Below are 6,979 nucleotides of genomic sequence, written 5' to 3' on the forward strand. Positions count from 1 at the left end.
AACCGCCTCTGATGGGAAGATCCAGGTAACCTGCAATTCATTTGCATTTCCTGTCCTTCCCGCAGCCAAATCAGTTACAGGAGCAACAACCACTTCCCCCGGCGGTTCTTTATCCTTGTTATCCCCATCGGGAATGGAATTATCTTCCGTTCCGCATGAAATCAATAATGCGAAAGAGAAGATGGCCCATCCCATGAGGAACAATACCCATTTATTCTTCGGGCTCATATCCTAAATAAATCTCTCTTAACTGGGCTGAAGCACCTTGCGACATTGAATAGAAACATTCGTTCTTCTGACAATAGAATTTCAGATACCTGTACTTTGAAACCGGAATCGGAATATTGGGAGACTCAATCTCTTCTGCTGTTCTGGCATTGGTAACTTCCACATCGGTAGCAATGGTCGTGAAATTCACTCCATCATTACTTCCCGATATCTCTTCAATCATTAAATAGCGGAGGAATAGCTGTGTAGTATTTCTATGACGTATCCTGAAATAATTTACCTTCTGCGGCTTTTGCATATTTATCACAAAATGGATATATCCGCCGTTGGCAGCGCTCGGTACCGAAATTTCTCTGAATGTTTTACTTGGCCTTACCAATGCTAACATTGTATTTTCATCTCCATCGATAGCGCCGGTAAGAGAATTCCCTTCACCTGTGAACAACTCTTGAGAAGCTGTAACACTCCATCCGGCACGCGGATAGTCGCCTATGAAATCCTCTACGATTACTTCGATCTCAGTTTTTACAGTAGGCACGTCTTCCGATACAGTAGTGATTATAACAGTTCCTGCGTCTATGGCTGTAACGTTACCCTCTGCATCCACTTCAGCGATTGTTTCGTCTTCCGATGTGTAAGTCACATTTTTGTTTTCAGCATCTTCCGGTAGCACAGTCACCCACTCGGCTATATTCACAGACTCGCCTACGGTAAGCTCCAGTTCAGCATTTTCTAGTTGTATCTCTGCTGCCCTGATTGGTTCTTTTTCGGTTACCGTCAGTGTGAAACTGTCTGATTTTTCATCTACCGTTACAGTGAATGTCGTAGTACCCGCGGCAAAGATTGTTATCTTTCCCTGCTCATCTACGGTCGCTACATCGGAGTTAGAAGAGGCATATATCGCCTTTTTGTTTGTGGCATTTTCCGGCAAGATAGTTACTTTTCAAGCGAAATTGATCGTCTCACTTCCTACTTCTACCGTCAACCCTTTTTTCAGGTCTTCATCCAATTTTACAGTTTCCACTCTAACGTCCCCATCATCGGGCACATTATCATCCTTACAGTTTATTAGCGATATTCCAATAAAAGCGAATATCACAAAAAAAACAATTACTCGTTTTTTTTTCATACCATTAAATCTTTTTGTTTTTAAAATTTCATTACTTATAAATCGCTACATAGAGCATTCGCACACCATAAGAGTGGTGCCTGGCCGTGCAGGTCACCTGTATTTCGTTTACGACCGAGATAATATTGATAGTCGTTCCGGGCATTTGTACCCTCACACACATCCCTTATATTGTCATCTTCATTCAGATAGGTTAAGAGAGACAGCCATGCTTTCCGTGCAGCTGCTCCATAAGTAGCTTTATTAAGCCATCCCTTCTTTACTCCTACGATCATGGCATAAGCAAACATGGCAGTACCCGAAGTCTCTTTCCAGGATACCGGATCATCTATCAATTGCCTCCACATGCCATCTTCCGCCTGGTATCGCAGCAATATACTCATCATTAACTCATAAGCCTCTTCTATCCTTGGCCTGTCGGGAGTATCTTCAGGGAGTATCCTCAACAATTCTGCCATGCCTACTGCCATCCATCCGTTCCCACGTCCCCAGAAGAACGGCACAGTAGGCGTATGATGAAACAGTCCGTTAGGGCGTTGAATCCGGTCTAAGTACATCGCCATTTCCTTGGCGGTCCTGTCGATATATTTCCTGTCCCCGGTAACCTGATACGCTTGTGCCTGCACAGCAGTGATCATAAACATATCATCAATCCATATACGTGTTTGCCAGGAATAGCCTTGCTCATGCCAATCTCTCTGATTCTGTGTAGCATTGGGCGGCAATTCCCACTGTGTATCGGCATAATGCAATCCCAGTTCGAGATGCCTGCCTGCACCGGTAGTCTTATAGATCTCTAATGGAACCGATCCGAATACATTGTTATCCACATGGTTGGGAGCGGGATATAAATCGGAAGATCCCGACGTAAAGAAAGTATCGTCATACCTGGCAAGTAACCGATTGTATAATTGTTCATCCCCTATCGTCCGGGAAAACCAGAACGCGCCTAACCAGGTACAGACATAGGGATAGTTGACACGAGGGTTTTGGGTATCTACTGTTCTGATATAGCGTTCGGTGAGCCTTAGCCCTATCTCTTTTGGATCACTTCCCTCAGGAAAAACCGTCAGCAAAGCATCTTTATGCAACGGCGTAGCAGTATCCTTTACCTCCTTCGATCGTTTTCCGTAATTGTCAATGGCAATAGCACCAACTACATATGTGCCATGCTCCGGAACTTTTATCAGGTAAGAGCCCTCGTTCGACGTAGACCTACGCACATTATTCCTGATGGCATTGGCTTCGTTTTCTCCTTCCGGATAATAAGATAGTTCCACAGAAGTGGCTTCTTTGGGATAGATCCAGGAAACCTGCAGTTCATTGGGATTTTCCGTACTTATTATCTCCAGATTTTCCACGGTAGGCATAATGGTTACCTGTTCTCCTCCATCATCATCGTCCTCATCAGAAGGGATAGGGTCATCCGTTCCACATGACAAGATTAACAGGAGAAAAAGCATAAACCATTTACTCAAAAATAAATTATATTGAATAGATTTCATCGACATATGTCTTCGCTTTAGTTGCATATATATCCCATACGAGAGTTAATTTAATTCGTTTAATTTTAGAGCCCCTCTTTTTCCAATGCTGCCAGTTGGGCAAGCATCTCCACAAAGCCTCCTTCGTGTAATACTTCCCAGGAGGTTTGGGTCTGATTTACAAAATACCTGTTGCTCAACAAATTGGTAGCCCTATCACGGCATTCCGATTCCCATGCCTGTAACATACTCTTTTCAAATGAATTAATATAAGTCCTTCTGTTATCGATCTTGTACAGTTCAATAAATCCCCGGAACATAATGGCAAAGAACCATGCATGGTCTCCATTGATCCGGTAGAATTCTTCACCCAGCTCCTTGGAATTGTACAAAGAGAACCACCTCCGGTGGGCAGAAATTGCTATCTGGGCGGCATCTTCCAGGTACTTCTGTTCGCCGGTGATATTGTAGAGCAAGCAGGCAGCCTGCATCGGCTGGCCTGAATTATAGCTATATTTGGCTTTATCTACCACCATCCCCGGGGTAATATTGTCATAAAAGAGATGGTCACTCGGATCCTGCAAATACTGCTTTAGCCAGGCGTACAATTCTTTAGCCTTATTGAGATACTTCTCCTCTTTTGTTATTTCATAGAGTTTACATCCCAGTACTGCCGCCGGTGCCGTGGAACAAGTGTGTTTGTTGCTGTATGCCGGTATTTCTCTCCAGAGAATGCCACCTCCTGCCGAACTTGTAATTCCTACCATCAGATAGTCCCATACCATTTCAGCCTTTTCAAGAAAACGGTTTTCTCCGGTTTGACTATACAACTCGGCCATATCCAAACCGATCCACACATTATCGTCATAGAATCTTTGATTCCCGTTCTGCGGATAAACGGCATAGGCTTTCAGGTTATTATCGGTAGTGATAAAACGGTTAATACTGTTGTACATACGATCCGTCATAGCAGTGTATTTCGCCTCATATTCAGTACCAATAGCAGCATTCCGCAATGCCACGAATCCGGAAAGGCCAGCCCCCTGTCCCCATACCACAGCATCTCCATCCCAATAGGGGCCTGTCGCATTGGAATACCTGGTATTCCAGCAATCACGGGCGACTTTCCGAAACAGAGGTCTATAAGCGAACTCATAAGTATATCGGCCCGTTCTATAAAAAGGGTTTTCGGCACATCTTCTTCCCTCATGGGAGTGGCTTTGACAGTTACTTTCTCCGAGCGGTTTCCGTAATTATCAATGACTACTGCCCCCACAATATAGGTCCCGTGTTCCGATACTTTTATCAGGAAAGAACCTTTATCGCCTGTAGTCCGGCGTATATTGTTATTCACCGCTCCGGCTTCATCTTCTCCTTCCGGCAGGTAGGATATTTCAACGTAAAGGGCTTCTGAAGGATAAGTCCAAATGACGTTTAGTTCATTTGCTTTCCCTGTTTCTTCAACTATCAGATCATTTACGGGAGAAATAGCTATCTCTTCATCTCCACTTCCGCTATCCTTGCCACTGTTATCTGTTATAGGATCATCACCACATGAAACAACAAAGAGAAAGGAAAAAAGAATCCATCCAAAAAAGAATAATATAGTATTGCTATTTTTCATGTTATATTTATTTTGAGACAGCCCTATTGGTCATTCGTTATTCCCTCTGAAGGAGGAATCGGCTTATAATAGCGTACCCAATCAATGAACATATCCACGGGCAACGCATTAGAATCCACGTCCTTATTGAGCCCAATGCCAATATAAATTTTTAAATCCTGATCATTGAATGGAAATTGTCCATTAATCTGGGTCAGTATCCTGGGATATTTTCTGGTGCGAATCCCATCTACATAAAACACCAAGCTGTCGGGATATTTTTCTAATCCATAAATATGATACCGAGTAGGGGATACTCCCACTATCATAGTGGAAGGTGGATTGTCAGCCATCTTTTTTGTTGTAGTATATTCAGTCATAACAGATTGATAAATGAAATCATCATAGTTATACTGTTCCATAATATTGATTGCGATTTTCTCTTTCTGATTTTCAGGCAAAAGTCGGATGAAAGGCCACGCACCTGACGCGGGATTAGCAGACACCCTAATTTCTATTCTTGCGGTTTCATTCTCTTTAAAACCTTCTCTGGTGATTCCTCCCGTGAGAAAATGAGCAGCGCTATTTTCTGATAAATTCTGCAATCCTCGTAAAACAAGATTTCCGTCCTGATGAATATAAAGAGAACTATTCTCGCTCATATACCTGTTCATGGGATCCACTCCTCGGGGTATTTTCTTCCAAATACTTGGATCTAACGAGTCTATAAAATCATCTTCCCAAACAAGGGTCCACCCTTTTCTATATTCTTCGGAATCGTTTTTTTTATCCAAACAAGAAAAAAGGGTGACAAAAAGTAATAATATCGTGACTTCTATGATGTTTATTTTCATTCCCTCTATTATTTTATAACCTTCGGTCTTATTGGTTTACCAGTAATGGTTATTACCTTGTCTTCCGAAAAATTCAAGTCATTGATATAAGAGGTACGCGGCCCCACGCTAATATTGCTTCCGTGGGCATGATAAATATACTTGTAGCTGCCATCGGCAGTCATAAAAGGTGTTCCATGCCCGGTGCCGGTCAATCCGGATGCAGCTGGTTTGTCTCTGCGCAGGATCGGATTTCCACTGTACTTAATCCAAGGCCCCATAGGAGAGTTCGACGTGGCATAGCCCACCGCATAATCTTTACTTTCAAAATGATTGGCTGAATAAATCAGGTAGTACGTATTTCCCCTCTTCAATATTGAGGGGCCTTCAGCAACTTTACCCTGGATTCTCTCCCAGGGTTCTGAAGCTGTGATGCATCTTGTGAGTGTTTCAGATTTTATACTCTTCAGGTCATCATTCATTTCAGCCACCCATATCACGTTCCCATCAGTAAAACGCACATAATAAAGATAAGGTGTACCATCATCGTCAATATACAACGAGGTGTCGATCCCTTTCTCATTGGGTACAATCGGCCTTCTTTCATCCTGTATGAATGGTCCTTCGGGTTTGATAGCCCAAGCTACACAAATATGTTCATCGACAGAATAAAACATGAAAAACCTGTTTTTAGACTCTATCCAGTAGACTTCAGGTGCCCAGAACCATCTTGTTCCCCAGGAGTTCTCTGGAGGCAATGCAAGGTTTTCGTTCCGCCTCCAGTGCTCAAGGTCTTCCGAGATATATACTTCGAAACCATTTATACGGGTACCGTAAGCGTAGTATTTACCGTTGTGATATATTACATGCGGGTCTGCAATCGGCAGACGATCATTTACTACTTCTATGACGGGCGGTGCATCCTCCTCTGCGGGCATTGCAGTTACCGTTACTTTCTCCGAGCGTTTGCCGAAATTATCGATCGACACCGCCCCAATCACGTAGGTGCCATATTCAGGCAATTGAGCCAGATAGGAACTTCTGGTTTCATTATATATCCGCACGTTGGCCATTATGGTATTCTTTTCGTCATCGTCCTCCAGTAAATAAGAAATTTCTACAGAAGCAATACCATCGGGGTTATACCAGGTAATATCCAGCTCATTCGCCTTATCGGTCTCTTCGGCAGTGAGCCTTGTAACAGGAGGTACCGGCTGTTCTTCTTTGGGCTTCTCATTGTCATCTTTCTCTTCAGGAAGAAGATTATCACTACTCCCACAGGATAGTGCAGGAAAAAACAGAAACCAAATACCTAATAAGAAACTATATTGGATTACTTTCATCATTAATTACTCATGTTTCGCACTTCCATTAATCAATTGACAAAGAAATAGAAAGGAAATGCATCATTTTCTAGATCTCTGTACCGCAATATGTTATATTTTACAATTTCTCATTTTCATTCTCATTCGTCTTTGATCACCGAAGAGCATAGTGCCGTGATCATGGCTAATGGAGGACTTACCGTCCCGGTACATCATCACCAACAGCTTGAATTCAAGCATGTAGCTGTTGGTTACATGATCCCATACCTTCCCGATCTTCTCCATACGCTTCCCCGTTTTAGACAGGATGGTGTCATCGAACATCAGGTAACGGGATGAGGTATCATCTACATCACTATCTTTGGACGTCACCGTCA

Annotated in this window: 7 protein-coding genes and 2 pseudogenes; all 9 read right to left on the reverse strand. The window is 43.0% G+C overall.

What is annotated here, in order from left to right:
• Window positions 1-228 (reverse strand): annotated as a pseudogene (locus Q0502_RS17325) (hypothetical protein); the annotation flags it as partial.
• Complete coding sequence (locus tag Q0502_RS17330; protein ID WP_298653577.1) at window positions 212-1,159, reverse strand: Ig-like domain-containing protein; 948 nt, start codon at window positions 1,157-1,159, stop codon at window positions 212-214. The pseudogene Q0502_RS17325 and the gene Q0502_RS17330, both read right to left, overlap by 17 nt.
• A 12-nt stretch (window positions 1,160-1,171) precedes the next feature.
• Window positions 1,172-1,357: a hypothetical protein gene (locus Q0502_RS17335; protein ID WP_298653579.1), complete on the reverse strand. Its 186-nt coding sequence runs from the start codon at window positions 1,355-1,357 to the stop codon at window positions 1,172-1,174.
• 35 nt (window positions 1,358-1,392) lie between these two features.
• Window positions 1,393-2,862 (reverse strand): glycoside hydrolase family 88 protein, encoded by a 1,470-nt coding sequence (locus tag Q0502_RS17340; RefSeq protein WP_298653581.1) that lies wholly within the window; start codon window positions 2,860-2,862, stop codon window positions 1,393-1,395.
• A 65-nt stretch (window positions 2,863-2,927) separates the two neighbouring features.
• On the reverse strand, window positions 2,928-3,899 hold the full coding sequence (locus Q0502_RS17345; RefSeq protein WP_298653583.1) for a glycoside hydrolase family 76 protein: 972 nt from the start codon (window positions 3,897-3,899) through the stop codon (window positions 2,928-2,930).
• Window positions 3,806-4,465, reverse strand: coding sequence for a hypothetical protein (locus Q0502_RS17350; protein WP_298653585.1), 660 nt, complete (start codon window positions 4,463-4,465; stop codon window positions 3,806-3,808). The genes Q0502_RS17345 and Q0502_RS17350 overlap by 94 nt, the downstream gene beginning before the upstream one ends.
• Before the next feature lie 23 nt (window positions 4,466-4,488).
• Complete coding sequence (locus tag Q0502_RS17355) at window positions 4,489-5,298, reverse strand: glycoside hydrolase family 16 protein (RefSeq protein ID WP_298653587.1); 810 nt, start codon at window positions 5,296-5,298, stop codon at window positions 4,489-4,491.
• 8 nt (window positions 5,299-5,306) lie between these two features.
• Complete coding sequence (locus tag Q0502_RS17360; RefSeq protein WP_366521815.1) at window positions 5,307-6,623, reverse strand: glycoside hydrolase family 43 protein; 1,317 nt, start codon at window positions 6,621-6,623, stop codon at window positions 5,307-5,309.
• A 90-nt stretch (window positions 6,624-6,713) separates the two neighbouring features.
• A pseudogene (locus Q0502_RS17365) lies at window positions 6,714-6,979 on the reverse strand (hypothetical protein); the annotation flags it as partial.

Origin of the sequence: uncultured Proteiniphilum sp., from assembly GCF_937873925.1 — a bacterium.
Lineage (GTDB): Bacteria > Bacteroidota > Bacteroidia > Bacteroidales > Dysgonomonadaceae > Proteiniphilum.

What these genes read in the sequence shown, in the direction of transcription:
- Q0502_RS17335 (WP_298653579.1), bottom strand. Translation starts at nt 1,357, where the DNA reads ATGAAAAAAAAACGAGTAATTGTTTTTTTTGTGATATTCGCTTTTATT.
- Q0502_RS17340 (WP_298653581.1), bottom strand. Translation starts at nt 2,862, where the DNA reads ATGAAATCTATTCAATATAATTTATTTTTGAGTAAATGGTTTATGCTT.
- Q0502_RS17350 (WP_298653585.1), bottom strand. Translation starts at nt 4,465, where the DNA reads ATGAAAAATAGCAATACTATATTATTCTTTTTTGGATGGATTCTTTTT.
- Q0502_RS17355 (WP_298653587.1), bottom strand. Translation starts at nt 5,298, where the DNA reads ATGAAAATAAACATCATAGAAGTCACGATATTATTACTTTTTGTCACC.
- Q0502_RS17360 (WP_366521815.1), bottom strand. Translation starts at nt 6,623, where the DNA reads ATGATGAAAGTAATCCAATATAGTTTCTTATTAGGTATTTGGTTTCTG.